General features: G+C 29.1%; 13 protein-coding genes. 1 reads left to right on the top strand and 12 read right to left on the bottom strand.

Features of this window, described 5'->3' with window-relative positions:
• Positions 1–161: 161 nt before the first annotated feature.
• The 3 genes from ACI48P_RS15570 to ACI48P_RS15560 all read right to left on the bottom strand — a co-directional run bounded on the left by ACI48P_RS15570 (position 162) and on the right by ACI48P_RS15560 (position 6596).
• The gene (locus ACI48P_RS15570; RefSeq protein WP_475217368.1) at positions 162–1856 is read right to left on the bottom strand and encodes a sugar phosphorylase; all 1695 of its coding nucleotides are present in this window, start codon (positions 1854–1856) and stop codon (positions 162–164) included.
• Complete coding sequence (locus tag ACI48P_RS15565; protein WP_475217366.1) at positions 1849–4506, bottom strand: glycoside hydrolase family 38 N-terminal domain-containing protein; 2658 nt, start codon at positions 4504–4506, stop codon at positions 1849–1851. The genes ACI48P_RS15570 and ACI48P_RS15565 overlap by 8 nt, the downstream gene beginning before the upstream one ends.
• A gap of 98 nt (positions 4507–4604) precedes the next feature.
• Positions 4605–6596, bottom strand: a complete 1992-nt coding sequence (locus tag ACI48P_RS15560; RefSeq protein ID WP_475217364.1) for a fructose-specific PTS transporter subunit EIIC — start codon at positions 6594–6596, stop codon at positions 4605–4607.
• A 150-nt stretch (positions 6597–6746) separates the two neighbouring features.
• On the opposite strand from ACI48P_RS15560, the gene ACI48P_RS15555 reads away from it, so the two are divergent.
• On the top strand, positions 6747–7478 hold the full coding sequence (locus ACI48P_RS15555) for a MurR/RpiR family transcriptional regulator (RefSeq protein ID WP_475217363.1): 732 nt from the start codon (positions 6747–6749) through the stop codon (positions 7476–7478).
• 679 nt (positions 7479–8157) lie between these two features.
• Here ACI48P_RS15555 and ACI48P_RS15550 read toward each other — a convergent pair.
• The 9 genes from ACI48P_RS15550 to ACI48P_RS15510 form a co-directional block, all read right to left on the bottom strand.
• Positions 8158–9858 carry an ABC transporter ATP-binding protein gene (locus ACI48P_RS15550; RefSeq protein ID WP_475217361.1) on the bottom strand — a complete coding sequence of 567 codons (1701 nt, stop codon included), beginning with the start codon at positions 9856–9858 and terminating at the stop codon, positions 8158–8160.
• Positions 9859–9986: 128 nt separating this feature from the next.
• Entirely contained in the window at positions 9987–10946 is a 960-nt protein-coding gene (locus ACI48P_RS15545; protein WP_475217359.1) for a siderophore ABC transporter substrate-binding protein, read from the bottom strand.
• Positions 10947–11069: 123 nt separating this feature from the next.
• Positions 11070–11825, bottom strand: coding sequence for an iron ABC transporter ATP-binding protein (locus tag ACI48P_RS15540; protein WP_475217357.1), 756 nt, complete (start codon positions 11823–11825; stop codon positions 11070–11072).
• Entirely contained in the window at positions 11825–12838 is a 1014-nt protein-coding gene (locus ACI48P_RS15535; RefSeq protein ID WP_475217355.1) for an iron chelate uptake ABC transporter family permease subunit, read from the bottom strand. The genes ACI48P_RS15540 and ACI48P_RS15535 overlap by 1 nt, the downstream gene beginning before the upstream one ends.
• Positions 12828–13781, bottom strand: a complete 954-nt coding sequence (locus ACI48P_RS15530; RefSeq protein WP_475217353.1) for an ABC transporter permease — start codon at positions 13779–13781, stop codon at positions 12828–12830. The genes ACI48P_RS15535 and ACI48P_RS15530 overlap by 11 nt, the downstream gene beginning before the upstream one ends.
• Positions 13782–13985: 204 nt before the next feature.
• Positions 13986–14795: a nitroreductase family protein gene (locus ACI48P_RS15525; protein WP_475217350.1), complete on the bottom strand. Its 810-nt coding sequence runs from the start codon at positions 14793–14795 to the stop codon at positions 13986–13988.
• A 191-nt stretch (positions 14796–14986) separates the two neighbouring features.
• Complete coding sequence (gene gap, locus ACI48P_RS15520) at positions 14987–16024, bottom strand: type I glyceraldehyde-3-phosphate dehydrogenase (RefSeq protein WP_475217349.1); 1038 nt, start codon at positions 16022–16024, stop codon at positions 14987–14989.
• A gap of 283 nt (positions 16025–16307) precedes the next feature.
• Entirely contained in the window at positions 16308–16718 is a 411-nt protein-coding gene (locus ACI48P_RS15515) for a peptide deformylase (protein ID WP_475217347.1), read from the bottom strand.
• Between the two features lie 194 nt (positions 16719–16912).
• A partial coding sequence (locus ACI48P_RS15510; protein ID WP_475217345.1) for an oleate hydratase occupies positions 16913–18415 on the bottom strand: 1503 nt, incomplete at its 5' end.

Raw genomic sequence — 18415 nt, 5'->3', positions numbered from 1 at the left:
GCACGCTTCTATAATTATCAATGTATTCCTATATTTTAAATTTGGTGCATTTATAACAAAAATAATATACACTTTATAAAACTATAAGAAGTGTAGCTTTTAGGCTACACTTCTTCTTCTTACTGCTATATTTTTTAATCTTAATATATTAACACTCACCACTATTTGATTTTTATCCATAAGAATCCATATGGATTTAATGTTATCTTTCCATCAACCTTAGAATTGTCTATTATATTTACTCCGCTAATACCACAATCTATCGTCTTTCTTTCAGAAGTAACATTAGTTATAAATAATATATTCTCATTTGTCTCTTTATTTTCACGCTCTAAAGCAAATATTTCTTTTCCAAAATCTAATACTTTTTGGCTTCCATATGGTGAAAAAGCACTTTCTCTTTTTCTTACATCTATTAGCTTCTTTAGCTGTGTAAATATCTTATTTCGTCTGCTGTCATTTTCTATTTCATCACAGATTTTATTGTACTCTAGCTTTTCTCTATTTATTCTTCTATTTATTCCAGACTCTTCTACTCCATTATAATAGTTCCTTGAACCTAATAGTGAATGATAGTATATAGCTGGTACTCCAACAAATGATAACAACATTGCATGTGCTGATAGTATTTTTCGTATCTGTACATCCTCTTCTATATCCTCATCTTTGTTTATAAGCGCATCTAAATAATTTATATTTAACTCATATACTGATTTAGTTCCATCTGGATTATTTTTGTATGATACTCTCCCACCATTAGTAACTGTTTTATCGACAAGACATTGTTTTTCCTCTTCTGTAAGTATACCTTCTATCGGTCTCATTCCTATTCCATCATGACTTGATAAGAAGTTAAAGAATGTAGCCTTATCAGATACTCTATCTATAGTAGATGCCCACTTAGTAAGCTTAGTAGAATCATGCGTTGTATAGGTATGAAGAGTAAGTGGCGGTAATGTAAATTGATACACCATATGGGCTTCATTCTTAGTATCTCCAAAGTAACTTATATTTTCCTTATGAGGTACATTAGTTTCAGTAATTAATTGTGTATCCTCCTTAAAGTAATCTAATATCATTCTCCATAATTGGATTATCATATGAGTTTGAGGAAGATGTATACATGTTGTTCCAGACTCTTTCCATAAGAATCCTATAGCATCAAGCCTTATTGATGTTGCACCATTTAAAGCATAATTTAATAATACTTCAGTAGTTTCTATAAGAACCGGAAAATGTTTTATATTGATATCTACCTGATCTTCACTAAATGTAGTCCATGCAGTTTTTATACCATCCATCCCCTTATACTCATGTATAATAGGGGATGTTCTAGGCCTAACCACATTTGAGTAATCAAAGTTTTTATCTCCTGATATAAAGTAATTTTGATACTTTTCATCTCCATTTAGATATCCATTAAACCATTCACTACTTTTTGATATATGGTTTGCTACAAAATCATACATAAGTCTATAATCTTTAGATAGCTTATTTATGTCATCCCAGTCGCCTAATTTCTTATCTATCTTCATATAGTCTACTACTGAGAATCCATCATCAGATGTATAATCAAACATGGGCAATAAATGAACATCAGTTATTGTATCTCCAACCTTATTATTTAAGAACTTATTTAAGGTATATATTGTAGGCTGTCCTTCTTCATATATGCTGTCGCCATAGGTTATTAAATATACATTTTTTTCAGATATAGCATCTGTTTTTTCAAAGTTTTTCCCCTCAAATTTTTCTATAGTTGACTTCATCATATTGAAAATTTCAGATTTATAATCTTCTTTATATATTGATTTAAGTTTTTCTTCTACATTTTGTAAAAGCGCATGTTTATCCATTATATTGTCCTCCTAATAACTTTAGTGTTATATATCCTTTAGGTTTTATCTTTATTTTGTCACTAGCATCATCTAATTCTCTTTCATATAAATTAGTGATTTTTATGTCGTTTATATATTCACTTTTTAAGCTTATTTCATTAGGTGAACTTGTTGGATTAAATAATCTTACTATTATTCCGTCTCTTTCGTAAGATTCTTTACATACACTCATAAACACATCTTTATTGTCTATTTTAAATAAACTATAACTTGATAAATTTATATTATGATTTTTAGGTATTTCAAATCTTTCTAATCTTTCTTCAAATAAATTCAAATTTTGATTTTGGTATGTTGTATATTTCTTTATAAATTTGTCAGTAACTTTAAATAACTCTGATGCATCTTCATTTGATTTATCAAAGTATATAGCATACTCAAACTTCATATTTTTAATAAGTTGCGCATCTTTAGTATAAACTACCTTGTTGTTAATTCCTGATGCTCTTCCTGGTCTCCAAGCTAGATTATCTCTTCCTAATATCCCAACACTTCTGTATAAGGTAAGTGCTATTTTGCTATCTTCTAAAATCTCATATTCCTTTATTCCTTCTGTTACTATACCAAATGTATTATTATCATTTTTAATAGCAACAAAGTTCTCTAATCCATAAATACTTACAGGTTTTTCTGCAAACTCTCTTTCTCTCCAAGTATCTATATACTTATTTTGATTTTCTCTTTTTATGGCAGAAAACCCTTGGTCACTTAACGATATCTTAGATGTTATGTTCGTATTATAAACGACTCTTACTCTATGGTCTTTTATGTTGTTATCTATGTCATGTGAAATTCTTATAAAGTTTTCACCTTTTCTCATTTCTATTTTAGTAGTTATTTCTAAAGTTTTTGAATTTATGTTTAACTTTCGTTCCTCTATATTAAATGGTAACTCTATACTATGCTTTAGCTTCATTATTTGTACTAAATTGCTTTTACGTACATCTATAATATGAGCTTCTTTTATTAATATATCTTTATCCATATCTAGTGGTGAGAAATCATATGAATCACCATAATCTCCACAGTTTTCAAAATAGATAAGATTTTCTATTTTTTCATTGTTAGACTTATTTACTAATGATACGTTTCTATTTTTGAATGATATTGCATATTTATCATTTTCTATTTTATTATCATTTGATTCTATCAGACTATTCGTACTATCTTTTTCCCCTTGACCTACTACTAAAGTAACAAATCCCATAGCTTTAACAGGTATGCCTGTTAATCTAATTTCTGTTCTGTAGTATCCTGGCAATTCTACTTCCTTTTCTCCTTCGGCAGTTACTAATACCTGCTTTCCTCCACTTAATATTTCTTGATTATTTATAATAAAATCAACAATTTTTCCTTCTAAAGTCTTTATTTCTATATCTTTTTCTTTAGTAAATACTACTGATTCTATTACTTCATTACTATCTTTCGCATTAGTATTAAATAATAATAAAATATCTTCCCTATTTAAATATTTACTAACTGCTATTGTTATCTGCTTTTTAATAAGATTTGCTATTCCATCGCACATTACATTAACTTTTTGAAGTCTTGTTAGTATATCTCTGTTTGTGTCATCTGAATTGCATCCACCTATACTATCATGTGCATGCGCATCAAATAATAACTTCCACATGATATCTAACCATCTTGTCTTATAGCTTATTCCTAGCGATTTGCCTATAACCCCTAATGGCTCTAATACATAAAGTATTTTATTCTCAACCACGGTGTTTAAGTATTTAATGTCATATCTTTGAGACTTTATAGTATTGTGTATTCTTGATTTTTCACAAGCTACAAGCTCTCCATGTATCTCATTATCAAAATCTTTAGTCCATGTATCACTCATAAAAGTTTCATAGTCTGATAATAAAAACTCATACTTATCTTGCTTTTCATTCAATTCTTTTATTGTTTGTGGAAAATGCTCTCTTACTAAAACTTGATCTCCTCCAGCTGGTAAAAGCAAGTTATTACAATCTTTATTCAGACTTTCTAGTTTTTCTAACATTGGTATTAATTTTTCTTCTATATAAACACTATCTGAAGATAAAAATTTACCAGGTCCATATCCTAAATAAATATTATTTGCTCTAACACTTTCATTATCAGGAGATACCCATTTAAAGTTTAAATTTTCTTTTAAATCCTCTGTATATACTCCTCTCTGTAAAACACTATCTTGTATATCAAATCCTTTAAATATAGATGGTAAATATGCATTTTGTCCAAATATATCTGGAAGATATCCAACATTCATGCTATGACCATACTTATTGCCTAGTCTAGTTCCATATAAAAGGTTTCTTATTATAGATTCTTTATTTACTAAAATAGAGTCTGTTTGAGTATACCAAGGACCTATAAATATTCTTTTATCACTTACTAAATTTCTTAGTCTCTCTTGTTCCTCTGGATATAACTTAATTAGTTCTTCCACAACTGAAAGTTGTGCATCAAAAGTGTAAGACTTATACTCTCTGTCATGTTCAAGCATATCCATTAAATACGGCATATTTTCACTTAATAATATATTTGAATCTTCTATTGTAAAATACCACTCTCTATCCCAGTGAGAATGAGGTACTACATATACTTTTTTCTTCATTTCTGCCTCCATATATAACCTTGATGCTAATAATAAACCTTATTTTTAAAAATAGGAATTATTCAAATCCATATAACTTTGAATAATCCCCCTATATATTAAGATACTTTTCTCAATTTCTCATCTTTATCATTTAAACTTCTTGTTTCTTCTTTCTTTATTAAATGGAATCTTATAAATATATTAGCAACGGCTATAAACATAGTACCTACTAATAATCCTACAATATAAGCCCATAAGTTCTCAACTAAAGGCCACCCCCATATCGCTGGCAGTGGATTCCATTGAACTGCACCTAGAATTACTGCTGTTACAGAACCAAGTATAGCTCCTAACATGTTTATAGGTATTGTTATTAATGGGTTTTTTAACATGAAAGGTATTGCACCTTCACTTACAGCAATTAATCCAAGTAATATAGATGTATTACCTACTACTCTTAAGTTGTCATCAAATACTCTTCTCTTAACTATAACTTTATCTAAGACAGTCGCTAATCCAAGACCTATTGGAGGTATTACGATTGCTAATACTCTTCCTGTTAATGGGAATATACCATCCGCTGCAAGTCCTATAGCTATTGCACCGGCCGCTTTGTTTACTGGTCCACCTAGATCAAATGCTGTACATGCTGCTATTACAGCAGTTAATGCTATTGTAGAACCTGTTCCAAATGATGCTATTATATTTGATAACCATGCATTTAATCCCCCAAATACCGGATCTACAAAATAGAAGTTTAATAAGAATACTACTAATACTGATATCCCCGGTAATAAGAACATCGGCTTCATAGCTTGTAAGTTCTTATGTAACTTTATCTTTTCATTTAAGAATTTAGTCACATAACCCGCTACTAAACCTAGTATTAATGCTCCTAAAAATCCTGATGGAACTCCACCTTCAACTCCCCAAAATGTAAAGTGTAATCCACCTGCAAAAGCACCACCTACAAACCCTGCTACTAAACCTGGTCTATCTGCTATTGAATATGCTACATAAGCTGCAAATAGTGGGTATATAAACTTAAATATCATTCCACCAAATTTATCTAGGTATCCTAATAACACTAAGAATTGATTTCCACTCTCAATAAACATTCCCATATTGTCTATTTCACCTATTGCCATAGCTGTTAACTTAGCAATTCCCATCATTAGACCTGCAGCGACTATTACAGGAATCATATAAGATATACCTGTCATTACTGCTTCCATCACTTCTTTGAATATTCCATTTTTCCCTGATAAATCTGATTTTATCTCCACTTCATCACCTGAAGCTTCCACTTTTCCATCTGGCCTCTCTAGTACTTTAGTCAATAGTTCATCTGCATTCTTTAAAGGGTCTGCAACCTTGACTTTTACAAAAGACTTCCCTTTATAACGTTCAATACCTTTAACAGCAACATCACTAGCAAAAATCACTCCATCAGCTTTTTGTATTTGTTCTTTTGTATGTCTGTCTTCAATACCATTAGCACCTTGCTTTTCTGTTATAACCTTAATTCCCATTCTTTGACCTGCTTTTTCAAGCGCTTCAGCAGACATGTATGTGTGAGCTATACCAGCTGCACAAGCAGTTATTGCTAGTACTGTTTTTGTGTATGTTTTTTCTTCTTTATTCCCACTTTTTTTGTTGTTTAAGTTTCCCATAAATTCATTAGCATTTTTAGAAGTTCTTAGACCATTGTAAAAATTCTCATCCATTAATGATACCGATAATTTAGATAACAACTTTAAATGAGTTGATCCTTCTTCTACCTTAGGTATTGCTAATAAAAATATTAAATCTACTTCATTATTAGGATCTATACTTTCCCAGTCGGATATCTTATTATTTAATCTTGCTACAGCAAATGCAGCCTTCTTTACAGAGTCGCACTTACCATGAGGTATAGCTAGTCCTCTCTCTAACCCAGTTGGTGAGTGTGATTCTCTTTCCATTACAGTATTAAAAAACTGTTCTTTTGAGCTAATCACACCCTCATTGTAAAGCTTGTCTATTAATAACTTTATAGCCTCTTCTTTGCTAGATATATTCAAATCTAACATGATTAATTCTTTGTCTGTCATACTAGCTAAATTCATTTTTTATCCTCCCTTATAAAGTTTACTTAAATATGTCTTTAACTTATAATAGTATTATATATCACAGGAAAAACATTTTCTTGTACACAAAAAGTATATTTGTACTTTTTATTAAACACAAAGGTGGTGATTAATATTAGTAATTTTTTGATGAAGTTTTCTCATAAATTAAGCACTCTTAGCCATGCTGAAAAGCATATATTTTATTATATAGATTCTAATATTGCTGCATCAAAGGATTTATCACTTACAACTTTAGCTGATATGAACAATGTAAGCACTACTACTATAATAAGAATGTGTTCTAAACTAGGGCTGTCTGGATATTCTGAACTAAAACATATTCTTAAGGGCCTATATAGAGAAGAATATTATCAAGATAAAGAAAAGCAAGTTAGCAATATAATAGCTAACTTAAATCAAAATATATCAAACCTTAATACAGCTAATATAAACAAGCTAGCTAAAAGTATTAAGCATGCAAATAAAATAGTAATAGTAGCAGTAGGATTATCAAAACCTATTGGTGAATATTTTTCTAAGTTATTAATGCAAGCTAATAAAAATAGTTTTTATGTATATGAGTCTCATATGATTGACTTACTAGACCAAACTATACAAAGTGGAGACTTAGTTATATTTGTATCCAACAGCGGTGAAACAAATACACTAATTACTTCATGTGAGAAGTTTAAATACAAAAACTTCAACACAGCTGCTATTGTAAATAGCCCTAACTCTACACTATCAACTTTAGTTGATATACCAATAAACACATGCTCTCAAAAGATTAATATATCAGGGTATGATACAACACCTAGATCTACTATATTAGTAGTGATCGACATCTTATTCGAAGCTTATTTAAGCATAATTAAATAAATAAAAAAATCATATCAAACTTCGATATGATTTTTTTATTTATTCACTTTTATTATACCATTTGGCTCATATATCTTATTTTTTACTGCAAACAACATTCTCATATTAACAAGAAGGTCACTTTTTATCTTTCTATCTTAATTACCTTTGAAACTATCATAGACACCATATCCTTAAAAGTAGATACCATTACCACTAGGCTCATATCCTATTCTTAATTATTATCATAAGCTAATAATTACTTGGCACCATATCTAATTATTGATAAATACTAGAAACTTTTTTGAGTCTTATAGCTATATTTCCAGAATTATTTATATATAATACCTATGCATGAGGATATTTTTAATGAAATAATTAAATACCTATGCTTGCAAAGCAAAATAGTTTCATAAAAAAACATATCCCGACTAAAGAAAAAGCTAGCCTTACTTGAATTACTACGCTGTGAGAATAATAATTCTATGATAACATTTGTATAGGTAAACTATAAGGCTAATAACAATGAAATATCTTATGACGGAATCAAAGACTTAATTATCTTCATAATAATCTATTTATAAAAATGAATTTTTATAAATATCCCTGATATTTTACAGCCATCATTGGATATATTAGTTTATATATTAACTCTTTCTCTTATTATATATATAACAACTAATAAAAATAATATATATTTTTAATTTTTATGAAGTTTTGCGTATACTCCATCTTTTTTAATCAACTCTTTATGAGTTCCTCTTTCTTCAATTCCTTTGTCAGTTAATACTAATATTTCATCTGCATTTTTTATTGTTGTTAATCTATGTGCTACAACAAGATTTGTTCTGTCTTTACTTAATTCCTCTAGTGATTCTTGTATTTCTCTTTCTGTAACATTATCTAGTGCTGAAGTTGCTTCATCTAGTATCATTATTGGTGGATTCTTTAAGAAAATTCTAGCTATAGATACTCTTTGCTTTTGTCCTCCAGATAACTTAACTCCTCGTTCTCCTATATATGTGTCATACCCATCTGGTAATGTTTCTATAAACTCATGTATCTTTGCCTTTTTACAAGCATCTACTATTTCTTCATGAGTAGCATTAGTTTTTCCTATTTTTATATTGTCTCTTATCGTTCCTGTAAATAAAAATACATCTTGTGCAACTACACCTATATTTTTTCTCAGAGAATTTAAACTTATATCTTTAACACTAGTATTATCAATCTTTATATCTCCACTATCAAATTCAAAGAATCTCGGTATAAGGTTACATAGTGTTGTTTTTCCACCACCTGATGGACCTACAAGAGCTATTGTTTTACCTGCATCTATTGATAAGTTTAGCTTATCTAATACTTGCTTATTATCTTCATAAGTAAATGATACATTTCGTATTTCTATACTTCCCTTTACATCTTTAAGCTCAATAGGATTCTCACATTCTTTTTCTGTTTCTTCATTTATTATCTCTACAAACCTCTCAAAGCCTGTCATACCATTTTGATATTGTTCAGTAAAGTTTATTAATTTTCTTATCGGTTGTATAAACATCTTTACATATAATAAGTAGGCTGCAAAATCTCCTAAAGTTATTTTATTCATATATGTGAAATAACCTGCTACTATAAGCACTACTAATTCTAATATATCTATTAATAAGAACATACCTGAGAAATACTGAGCCATAACTTTATAAGCGCCTTCTCTCGCATGCTTAAATACTTCATTAGACTCTTTAAATTTTTTTAATTCTTCCTCTTGAGTACAGAAAGACTTCGTTACTTTCATACCTGCTATACTATTTTCTAAGGTAGCATTTACATCCCCTGTTCTTACCCTAGTTTCTTTAAATGCACCACTCATTCTCTTTCTTTGAACTATAGCGTATATTATTATAACTGGTAATATTGCAAAAACTATTAATGTAAGCTCTACATTTATTCCCATAAGTATAAAGAACGATCCTAATAACATTACTACAGATACAAATAAGTCCTCTGGTCCATGGTGAGCAAGTTCTGACACTTCCATAAGGTCATTTATAATTCTAGACATTATTACACCACTCTTATTATCATTAAAATATGAGCTTGGTAACTTTTGAAGATGAGTAAATACATAGCTTCTCATATCAGCTTGCATTCTAACTCCTACCACATGACCCCAATACTGCATAAAATAGTTTAATCCTGCTTTTAATATAAATATAACTATTAAGGTTACTGCAAATACGGTAAGCATTCTATTATCTTTATTTGGTACCACATCATTCATTATACTCCTTGTTATCATTGGATAAACTAAGTCACATAAAGCTACTGTAAATGCCGCTAGTAAATCTAGCACAAACAGCTTTTTATATGGCTTATAATACTTTATAAATTCTTTTAACATCTATTTTCTCCTATACATTAATTTTATGATATATAAGCTCTAATCCTATATATCACATTATTTTATAAAAACTTTTCTATCTTAAAAAACAAAAGTTGTGTGAAAATCACACAACTTTTGAAATATTATTATTTACTTATTGCATCATTAATTTCGTCTAACATATTGTTTGTAGATTCAAATCCACCATCTGATATATACCAAGATAATGTATCTAAGTATACTATATTTCCATTCTTAGCTGCTTTTGTACCATTTACTAAATCATTGTTTAATAACTCTTTAGCTGATGCTTGATTCTTATCCTTTGTTACAACTGACTTATCTATAACAAACATAAAGTCACTATCTTGGCTAGCTATGTACTCATATGATACACTTTGACCGTGGTCAGCTGCTTGTATATTTTCATCTGTATTTTTAAATCCTATTTCGTTGTATATTATACCAAATCTAGAATCTTGACCAAATACACTTAATTCTCCATCACTTGCCATTAATGTAGTTGCAACATAAGCTTTTTCAGTTACTTTCTTGTTTATTTCATCTATCTTAGCATTTATAGCTTTAAACTCTTTAGCTACCTCTTCTTCTTTGTTGAATATATCTCCTAAATAGTTAAGATTTTTAGTTACTGACTCCATGTATTTTCCATCTTCTTTAGACATTGATATTGTTGGAGCTATTTCACTTAGCTTATCATAGAAGCTATGTTGTCTTCCATTTATTATTATTAAATCTGGCTGAAGTTCATTTATTTTTTCTAAATCTGGCTCTTTTAATCCACCTACGTTAGCATAATCTTCTTTTGCATATTCATTTAAGTACTCTGGTATTGCTGAACTTTGAGGTACTCCTACTACCCCATCAACTCCTAATGTTTCCATAGCATCTAATGCCGCCCAGTCAAACACCACTATTTTTTCTGGCTCTTCTTGTACTTCTGTACTTCCTAATGCATGCTCTACTTTTACTACTTCCTTTTTTGTATCTTTAGCTTCACCATTACCATTGTTAGAAAAGAATAAAGCTCCTCCTACTAGTCCTGCTATAATAAGCCCTGATATTGCTGCTACTTTTTTATTCATAATAATCTCCTCCTGATTTTTTATTTAATATTGATTATCTTTCTCATCTAATTTGTAAATTTTTTTATTGTAACCATAGTTTATAGCCTTTAGATTATTAATCTTCAAGCTTTATTAATTATTTTAGAAATATACACATATTTTATCTCCATTTATGTCTTGTACATCAAATTCCATTTCGTATATTTCCTCTAATACTTCTTTCTTTATTATTTCTTCTGTTTTACCATGTTTAGCTATTCTTCCATCCTTTAATGCTACTATGTAATCTGAGTAACAAGAAGTATAATTTATATCATGCATAACTAAAATTACAGTCTTCCCTAATTCATCACATAAATTTCTAAGAACTTTCATCATCTCAACAGAATGTTTCATATCTAAATTATTTAGTGGCTCATCTAAAAATACATACTCTGTGTTTTGAGCAATAACCATTGCTATATATGCCCTTTGCCTTTGCCCACCACTTAATTCATCTATATACTTATCTTCTATATCCTTTAGCTTCATATACTCTATAGCTTCATCTATATACTTATTATCTTCCTCCGTAAGCCTACCTTGGCTATGAGGGAATCTACCAAAGGAAACAAGTTCTCTAATTGTAAGCTTTAAGTTAACATTGTTAGATTGTTTAAGTATTGCAATCTTAGTTGATAGCTCTTTATTGTCCCAATCTTCTAGATTTTTTCCATCTATTATAACTTCCCCACCATCTTTTTTCATAAGTCTAGTTATCATGGCTAATGCAGTACTTTTACCAGCTCCATTAGGTCCTATAAAAGAAGTTATTTTACCTTTTTCAATATTTACTGAAACCTTATCTACTACTGTTTTATTTGAATATTTTTTTATTATATCTTTTACTACTATCATTACATCTTACTCTCCTTCAGTAATAAGTATATAAAATATACTCCTCCTATAAAGTTTATAATTACACTTAAAGTTGTGCTAAAGCTAAATACTCTTTCTACTAAAAACTGTCCTGCGACTAACGTCAGTATGCTTATTAAAGTAGACCCTGCTATTAAATAACTATGTTTGTATGTATGTAGTAATTGTCTTGTTATGTTTACTACTAATAATCCTAAAAATGTTATTGGACCTACTAAAGCAGTCGATATAGATACTAATATTGAAACTACTATTATCATTTTCTTTACTACTCTGTCATAATCTACACCTAAGTTTATTGCATGATCTTTTCCAAGGCCTAATATATCTAAATATTTCATATCATCATATATGAAAGGTATAATGACTATAAGCATTATAGATCCTATTAAAAGTATGTCTGTGTTCACATTTGTAAAGCTTGCGTGTAAGTTATTTTGAAGAGTTGCATATTCATTTGGGTCTATTACAACCTGCATAAAAGTTGATATACTTTTAAATAGTGTCCCAAATATCATTCCTACTAGAAGTAAGAAAAATATGTTATTTCCGCTTTTTTCAAATAGCTTCTTATATAAAACAAATGATGCTATAACCATTACTACTACACATAATATAAAGTTATAATTTTTACTTGTTATAAACTTACTATCAATACCAAGTAAAAATACTATCATAGTTTGAACTAATATATACAGTGAATCTAAGCCTAAAACACTTGGTGTAAGTATATTATTATTAGTTATTGTTTGGAAAATCATAGATGAAAATGCTATACATCCTCCAGTTAAAACTATAGCTATCAATCTTGGTATTCTTTGTTTCATTGCGTAATCAAAATGATTCATGTTAACACCTACCGTTAAGTAAAGTGCTGCAAAAGCTATTATCATAAGTCCTATTATATAAATTATTTTCTTTTGCCTATTTTCTTTAGTTATAGTAAAATCAATTTTTTTACTAGCTAATTTACTTGTGCTACTAACTTGCATATGAATTCCTCCTTAATATCATGTAAAGGAATAATACACTTCCTATAACTCCAACAGTTAGTCCTATTGGTATTTCATATGGATATATAATAGTTCTTGAAAATATATCGCATACTAAAACAAATATTGCCCCAAATAATCCAGTATGCCATATACTATCTTTTATATTGTCACCCTTATACATTGACACTATATTAGGAACTATAAGGCCTATAAAAGGTATACTTCCCACCGTTATTACAACACTTGCTGTAACTATCGCTACAATTGTTAATCCTAAGTTTATAACTGAGTTATAATTAAGTCCTAAGTTTGTAGCAAAATCCTCACCCATACCAGCTATTGTAAACTTATTTGCATATATGTAAGCAATTATTATAAGTGGTATCGCTATGTATAACATTTCATAATTTCCTTTAAGTATCATAGAAAAATTACCTTGCATCCAAGATGTTACATTTTGCATTAAGTCATTTTTATATGCAATAAAAGTTGTCGCTGAACCTATTATGTTACCAAACATTATTCCTACCAGTGGTACAAATACAGCATTTTTAAATTGTAAGCTTTTAAGTATTTTCATAAACATAAATGTTCCTATTAGTGAAAATACAAATGATATTATCATTTTTCCAACCATACCTGCATTTGGTATAAGCATTAGTGAAAATACTAATCCTAACTGTGCCGCATCTATTGTAGCTCCTGTTGTTGGCGATACAAATTTATTTCTGCTTATTTGTTGCATAATTAATCCGCATATACTCATTCCCATACCTGCTACTAATATACTTATCAGTCTAGGTATTCTGCTTATTACTAAGATCTTTAGCTGGTCATTATTTAATTTAAATATTTCTGTTATCTTAATATCATGTACACCTATAAAAATAGATACAAATGATAAAATTATTAGTATTATTAGTAAATATCTTTTCTTCATCTATCCTCCTAATTGAGTCATATAAACATAATCTTAGTTTTGAATTTAAATTTAGGTAATGATAATTGTTATCATTTCGATAATTTCATTCTAACTGATAATGATAATGATTGTCAATATCTTTTTTAATACCTCTTATTTAATTTGTTAAATATAAAAAACCATATTGGCAGTTTCGCCAATATGGTCAGTTAAACATATCTACTATATACTACAACACCCTATTACTTCATAGTCTTCAGGTATTTTGTAATCTTTATTAATATTATCTAAGCTCCATTTTGAATCAAGCATAGTCGTATCTATTATTAAACCAAAATACAGCATAGCTATTCCAGCATCTATACTTTTTTCATAGTCACTAGTAAAATCATCTTTTTTCACGGCTAATATAATATTACCACCATCAATTATAAATCTCCATGGCTGTCTATTAAGTGTTGATGGTGCCATTCTAGCATAACTAAAGGCATCAAGAAGACCTCTCTCCTCTAGTTCTGTCGCAGTTGCATTTTGTCCCCACTCATTCATATATACTATTTTTTCTACACTTAATCTATCTGAACCTCTTTTACTTTTAGTATTCTTATCATTCTCATATCCTAAAGCTATAATAGATGTAACTTCTTTGTCTGATGAAATCTCTAACTTTTCTTTTATTGCATCACTATCTTTAAAAGTTATCCAACAAGAATCAATTTCTAAATCTCTTGCTTTTAATATTAATCTTTCTCCTACATACCCACTGTTTTCCATATATCCTTTTTTAACGTCTGATAGTATAACCACGTAATTAGGTGCTTCTATCATATATCCATTGTATCCAGCTATGTTTTTTAGCTTTTCATAACAATCCTTACTATCAAATATTTTAACTTCAATATTTATTCCAGGTAATAACTTTTTAGAATTTTTTATATAACTTTCTATTTCATTGAAATATTTTTCTTCTATACTTTTATTCTTAAACTCTCTTACTGATTTTCCATTTGATATAAGATTTTTATAGTTCATGATATCCCCCTGTTTAATTGATTTTTTATATTTATACCCAGCTTATAGTTTATGTAATTATATTTTATATAAAATAATATGAATTTTTATGGATATTTTTAATGTATAGCCATTGAAAATTACTTATACATTAAAAAGATAGATTATCACATTTGATAATCTATCTTCGAGTATTATAATTTATATATATCCTAAGCACTAACCTTACTTGCCATTAAAACTTCCTTTGCAACATATTCAACTAAATCTACAGTTCTACATGAGTATCCCCATTCATTATCATACCAAGCCACAACTTTTACCATATTACCATCATTAACCATAGTAGATAATCCATCTACTATAGATGAATCTGAATTTTGCTTGTAATCTATAGATACAAGTGGTAAATCTGAATAACCAAGTACACCTTCTAATTCTTTCTTTGCAGCTTCTTCTAAAACTTTGTTTACTTCTTCTACCGTAACATCTTTTCTAAATTCACAAACTAAGTCAACCATAGAAACACTAGGACTTGGTACTCTTACTGCAAATCCATTTAATTTTCCTTCTAACTTTGGTAATACTTTAGCTACAGCTACAGCAGCCCCTGTTGTTGTAGGTATCATAGAAACTCCCGCACTTCTTGCTCTTCTAAGATCCTTGTGAGTCTTGTCTAATATTTGTTGGTCATTAGTATAAGCATGTATAGTCGTCATTAATCCCTTCACTATACCAAACTCTTCATCTAAAACTTTAACTACTGGAGCTATACAGTTTGTAGTACAAGATGCATTTGAAATTATATGATGTTTATTGTTATCATATTCATTCTCATTTACGCCCATAACTATAGTCTTGTCTTCATTCTTTGCAGGCGCAGTTACTATAACTTTTTTAGCACCTGCATCTATATGTTTTTGAGCACCTTCTCTATCAGTGAATTTACCTGTAGACTCTATAACTATGTCTACTCCTAATTCTTTCCAAGGTAAATCACTTGGGTCATTAACCTTTAATACTTTTACTTTATTTCCGTTGATGATAATATTTTCATTTTCATCCGTATCTACTTTCCCCTTGAATACACCGTAAGAAGAATCATACTTAAATAAATGAGCTAAAGTCTTCGCATCACTTCTAGCATTTATAGCAACTATTTCAAAGTTTTTAAAACCATTTTCCTCTACTATTCTTAAAACCATTCTCCCAATTCTTCCAAATCCATTTATAGCAACTCTTATTTTCATTATGAACCCCTCCTGTTTGAATTTTTATATATATACGTTTTATAGTATGTCTTATTAATTTATTTAGTGTACACTTTTTGTTGTTTATACTTATATATATAACACTTTTGATGTATATAGGTCAACACTTTTCCTTCCAAACATTGAAAAAAAGATTGCTTTATTTTTATCAATTAATCTTTTTTCTTACTAGTTTTTTTATGATTTTATGCTTAAAATATAGCAAAATAAAAGACCACAAAAATAAATTTAACTTATCTTTGCGGTCTTTATGACTTGATTATTAAATTATTATACCTTCAAAATGATCTACTTCATGTTGAATTATTTGTGCAGTAAATCCATTAAATACTTGCTTATGCTTTTTAAAGTTTTTATCTAAATACTCTACTTCTATAGTTTCATATCTAGTGGTTTTCCTAATACCGGTTAAAGATAAACAGCTTTCTTCAGCTTCATAAGGTTTTTCTTTTTTTAGTATAACCGGATTTATCATGGGAATTATCATACTTCCTACAGTAAATACAAGTATACGCTTTTTAACACCTATCATGTTTGCAGCTAATCCTACACAATATTCTAAATTTGCTCTTAATGTATCTATTAAATCATTAACAATCTCTATATCATCTATAGTTGCAACTTCTGATTTTTGTTCTAAAAATAATACGTCTTTTACAATATTTCTTACCATATTTATTCCAGCCTTTCTTTTTTACTATGAGTTAATATTTCTTTACACTCTTTTTTATACTATAAAATTATACCTTAATATATTAAATTAGTGTACTTTATTATAATTGTACAAAAAAGGCAGATAACTCTGCCTTTTTAATTATATTCTATTATTTATTTTCTCTTCTTCATTAGCTTTTACTAATTCATTCTTTATATTAAATTATATCTTTCCAATAGCTCTTCAACTATAGTACCTTTAATTTCTTTCATTGCACTTTTTAATTTAACTTTAGCATTTAGAGGTAATTTAATATCTGTTAGTTTTTTTCCATCCATCATTTTAGAAGTTGAATCAAGTAATACTCTAACATCATAACAAGAAGCAAATACTTCTGGAACTCCACGATCTATATCAAGTAATGTATATACGGCTTCCATAGCTGTTCTTACAGAGTACTCTGTTGTAAATACAGTGTCTCTAACAGTATCAGAGAATTGACCTATAAATGCAAAGTTAACACTATTTTCTGGTACAACCTTAGGTCTATCCCCTGCTGTTCTTGGCATAAAGAATGATGTAATATATGGCATCATACAAGGAATACAACGAGCTGAATTTTTTGCCATATCAGGAATTTCTTCTACAGGAACACCTAAATGGTATAGCCACTCTTGAGTAATTTCTTCTCCAGTACACTCTTTCATTGGCTTTTTGATGAAGTCACCATCAACATCTGTGAATAGTCCATATACCCATACTACAAGTTGATTGTCTGGTTGTTCTTTAAAGTGTGGTTGTCTGTTTAGAGTATAACTCATTAACCAAGATGAATCCTTAGCTGTAATTATTCCTCCTGTAACTACCTTTCCACTAAATGGATTACGCTTACATACTTTTTCTATATAAGGTGGTATTCTATTATCTAAAGTTGTTACTGTTGCAGATTCCCAGTTTGTTTTTTCTATATTAGTACAGAACTTATCTGGTCTACCAAATGCAGGGTCTTGAGCAGCAATATTTCTCCATAGACTCCAGCAACCACCAGGAGTAGTATTTAAAACAGGAGCTCTATCTTGATCTCCAAGTGTTGTATTTTCTGTACAACTACCATTTGTCACAAATACTAAATCATCTTCTACTAAATCAATAGTTTCTTCTTTTCCATCATGAACACATACTATTTGCTTTGCTACTTTCTTATCTTTAGTAATATCAAATAATACATCGGTAACAACAGTATTGTATTGGAAATGAACACCATGAGCTTCTAAGTACTTAACCATTGGTAAGATTAGTGATTCATATTGATTATATTTTGTAAACTTTAAAGCTGAAAAATCAGGAAGTCCTCCAATATGGTGGATAAATCTTTGAATATATAATTTCATTTCAAGAGCGCTATGCCAATCTTCAAATGCAAACATAGTTCTCCAGTATAACCAGAAGTTAGATTCAAAGAATTCTTCAGTGAACACATCTCTAATTTTTTTATCATATAAAGATTCGTCTTTTGACATAAATAAATGTACTATTTCCATAGCTGCTTTATCAGTAAGTGTAAATTTTCCATCTGTATGAGCATCTTCTCCACGGTTAACTGTAGCTCTCATTAAAGAGTAATTTGGGTCTTTTTTATTTAACCAATAGTATTCATCTAATACAGAAACTCCTTCAGTTTCTATTGAAGGTATTGATCTAAATAAATCCCATAA

Source organism: Romboutsia sp. LXY-2 (genome assembly GCF_056171995.1).
The sequence above is the reverse complement of the archived record's forward strand: the minus strand, read 5'-3'. Positions and strand labels throughout refer to the sequence as shown.

Bases quoted from the DNA above. Each gene is read 5' to 3' on its own strand.
- ACI48P_RS15570 (WP_475217368.1), bottom strand. From the start codon at position 1,856: ATGGATAAACATGCGCTTTTACAAAATGTAGAAGAAAAACTTAAATCA.
- ACI48P_RS15565 (WP_475217366.1), bottom strand. From the start codon at position 4,506: ATGAAGAAAAAAGTATATGTAGTACCTCATTCTCACTGGGATAGAGAG.
- ACI48P_RS15560 (WP_475217364.1), bottom strand. From the start codon at position 6,596: ATGAATTTAGCTAGTATGACAGACAAAGAATTAATCATGTTAGATTTG.
- ACI48P_RS15555 (WP_475217363.1), top strand. From the start codon at position 6,747: ATGAAGTTTTCTCATAAATTAAGCACTCTTAGCCATGCTGAAAAGCAT.
- ACI48P_RS15550 (WP_475217361.1), bottom strand. From the start codon at position 9,858: ATGTTAAAAGAATTTATAAAGTATTATAAGCCATATAAAAAGCTGTTT.
- ACI48P_RS15545 (WP_475217359.1), bottom strand. From the start codon at position 10,946: ATGAATAAAAAAGTAGCAGCAATATCAGGGCTTATTATAGCAGGACTA.
- ACI48P_RS15540 (WP_475217357.1), bottom strand. From the start codon at position 11,825: ATGATAGTAGTAAAAGATATAATAAAAAAATATTCAAATAAAACAGTA.
- ACI48P_RS15535 (WP_475217355.1), bottom strand. From the start codon at position 12,838: ATGCAAGTTAGTAGCACAAGTAAATTAGCTAGTAAAAAAATTGATTTT.
- ACI48P_RS15530 (WP_475217353.1), bottom strand. From the start codon at position 13,781: ATGAAGAAAAGATATTTACTAATAATACTAATAATTTTATCATTTGTA.
- ACI48P_RS15525 (WP_475217350.1), bottom strand. From the start codon at position 14,795: ATGAACTATAAAAATCTTATATCAAATGGAAAATCAGTAAGAGAGTTT.
- gap (WP_475217349.1), bottom strand. From the start codon at position 16,024: ATGAAAATAAGAGTTGCTATAAATGGATTTGGAAGAATTGGGAGAATG.
- ACI48P_RS15515 (WP_475217347.1), bottom strand. From the start codon at position 16,718: ATGGTAAGAAATATTGTAAAAGACGTATTATTTTTAGAACAAAAATCA.